Origin of the sequence: Cryobacterium sp. RTC2.1 (assembly GCF_035018685.1) — a bacterium.
GTDB lineage: Bacteria > Actinomycetota > Actinomycetes > Actinomycetales > Microbacteriaceae > Cryobacterium > Cryobacterium glucosi.
This window is the reverse complement of sequence record NZ_JASJXJ010000361.1, coordinates 1-458: the sequence shown is the minus strand read 5'-3', so window position 1 is coordinate 458 and position 458 is coordinate 1. Positions and strand designations below refer to the sequence as shown.

Sequence of the window (458 nt, the reverse complement as noted above, 5' to 3'; positions counted from 1 at the left end):
CACCAGCCCTCCGCGGACAGGAACCTGATCGCCCACCTCGGCACGAGCGTGTTCGCCACCGAGGCGAAGAACATCGTGCTCCTCGGGCCGCCCGGCACGGGCAAAACCCACCTCGCCGTCGCGCTGGGCGTCCAAGCCGCCAAACACGGCCACCGCGTCCTCTTCGACACCGCGACCGGCTGGGTCGCCCGCCTCCAAGAGGCCCATTCCCGCGGCAAGCTCGCCGCGGAACTGATCCGCCTCCGCCGTTACAGCGTGCTGATCTGCGACGAGGTCGGCTACATTCCGTTCGACCAGGACGCGGCGAACCTGTTCTTCCAGCTCGTCGCGAGCCGTTACGAACACGCGTCCTTGATCTTGACGAGCAACCTGTCATTCGGGCGCTGGGGCGAGGTCTTCGGCGACCCCACCGTCGCGTCCGCGATGATCGACCGCATCGTCCACCACGCCGACGTCCT

At 67.9% G+C, this 458-nt stretch carries 1 protein-coding gene; it reads left to right on the top strand.

The annotated features are described in order from the left end of the window. Positions 1–458, top strand: a 458-nt coding sequence (istB, locus tag QN357_RS19310; RefSeq protein WP_323505445.1) for an IS21-like element helper ATPase IstB, incomplete at both ends; no start/stop codon positions are given.